Annotated in this window: 2 protein-coding genes; both read right to left on the bottom strand. The window is 74.7% G+C overall.

What is annotated here, in order from left to right; translation table 11 throughout:
- Positions 1-207 precede the first annotated feature (207 nt).
- Positions 208-864, bottom strand: a complete 657-nt coding sequence (locus ACVNF4_RS35845) for an SDR family oxidoreductase (protein ID WP_461807010.1) — start codon at positions 862-864, stop codon at positions 208-210.
- 178 nt (positions 865-1,042) lie between these two features.
- A partial coding sequence (locus ACVNF4_RS35840) for an amidohydrolase family protein (protein WP_461807009.1) occupies positions 1,043-1,552 on the bottom strand: 510 nt, incomplete at its 5' end.

The following is a 1,552-nucleotide window of genomic DNA, read 5'->3' as shown; positions in this document are numbered from 1 at the left end:
GCGCCCGCGGCACCGGCGAGCTCACGTCCTGCCCCGGCTCCCGCCGCCCCGCTCAGATCGGCGCCGCCCAGCCGTCCCTGGACGGCTTCGCCCTCCCCGACTTCCCGGGCCAGCTCCCCCTTTTCTGACCCACGGTCACCACCCCCACCCCTCAAGCCCTACAACGCCGCTGAGGCTTCGCCAGTTCCCGGCGTCACCCCAGCCCCCTCAGCCCCCGGCGACCGACTTCACCGCCACCGCGACCGGCGTCGAACCCCCCACCAGCTCCAGCGTCAGCCCTGCGGTCGCCGGCGTCTCCAGCAACTCCGCGAGCACCGCGGCCACATCGTCGCGAGGGATCATCCCGAGCCCTGTGCCCGCCTCCAGCCGCACCAGCCCGGTCCCGGCGTCGTCGGTGAGCCCGCCGGGCCGCAGGATCGTCCAGTCGAGGGCGTCGAGGCTCCGCACGTATGCGTCGGCGGCCCCCTTCGCGCGCTGGTACACGTCGTAGACGTCGTCCCCGGGGTGCTCGGCGTTCGCGTTGATCGAGGAGACGACCAGGAACCGCCGCACACCCGCGCGGACGGCCGCGTCGGCGAACAGGACCGCCGCGCCCTTGTCGACGGTGTCCTTGCGGGCCGCCCCGCTGCCTGGCCCCGCACCCGCCGCGAACACCGCGGCGTCGGCGCCCCGGAGCACCTCCGCGACCTCCTCGACGGACGCCGACTCCAGGTCCAGCACAGCCGGTTCGGCACCGGCCGCCCGCAGGGCGTCACCCTGCTCCGCCTTGCGGACGACCCCCACGACCTCGTCCCCGCGCGCGGCGAGCAACCGCTCCAGCCGCAACGCGATCTGACCATGACCTCCGGCGATGACAATGCGCATGCCTTCGACCGTACGCCCCGGCAGTCGCATCCGCCGCACGGCTTCAGACAAGTCGGCTCATCGGAAAATATGCCCACCCCAAACCCGACCCCGGCTCACCCCAAACCCGACCCCGGCCTACCTCGAACCCGACCCCGGCCCACCCCCAAGCCCACCCCAGCCCCCCCCCAAGCACCCCCTACGACACCTCCCCCCGCCCCTGCCGAGGCAACCCCAACTCCGCAGCCACAGTCGAATCGCAGTACTCCCGCACCGCACTCGTCCGAGCCACCACCCGCCCCCGATGAATCACGATCCGGCTGTACGCCAAAGACAACGCCCCCGCCAGCCGCTCCCCCCGCACCGCCAGCAACTCCGCCGGAAACCCCGCCTCCACCCGCACCTCGGGCAGCCCGAGCACCCCGCGCGCGGACGCGCTGACGGCGTCGTACGCGTCCTCGGGCCGCAGCCCCTCCCGGGAGGCCAGCAGATAGGCGGCCTCCAGCGGATCCCCCCGCCCCACGGGGTTGGAGACGTCCCGCAGCGCGCCGCTCCCGGCGGCGACCCGCACTCCCGCCGCCCGAAGGAGCCGCACAGGAGCCGTCCCACGCCCCGTGACGGCCCCGCAGGAGCCCTGGGGGAGGCAGACGACGGTGACGCCCGCGGCGGCGAGCTGGTCGGCCGTCCGGGAGGCGTGCTCGGCGGGCAG

The sequence above is a fragment of the Streptomyces sp. S6 genome (assembly GCF_054880855.1).
The sequence above is the reverse complement of the archived record's forward strand: the minus strand, read 5'-3'. Positions and strand labels throughout refer to the sequence as shown.

Coding starts and splice junctions, on each gene's coding strand:
- ACVNF4_RS35845 (WP_461807010.1), bottom strand. CDS start 864: ATGCGCATTGTCATCGCCGGAGGTCATGGTCAGATCGCGTTGCGGCTG.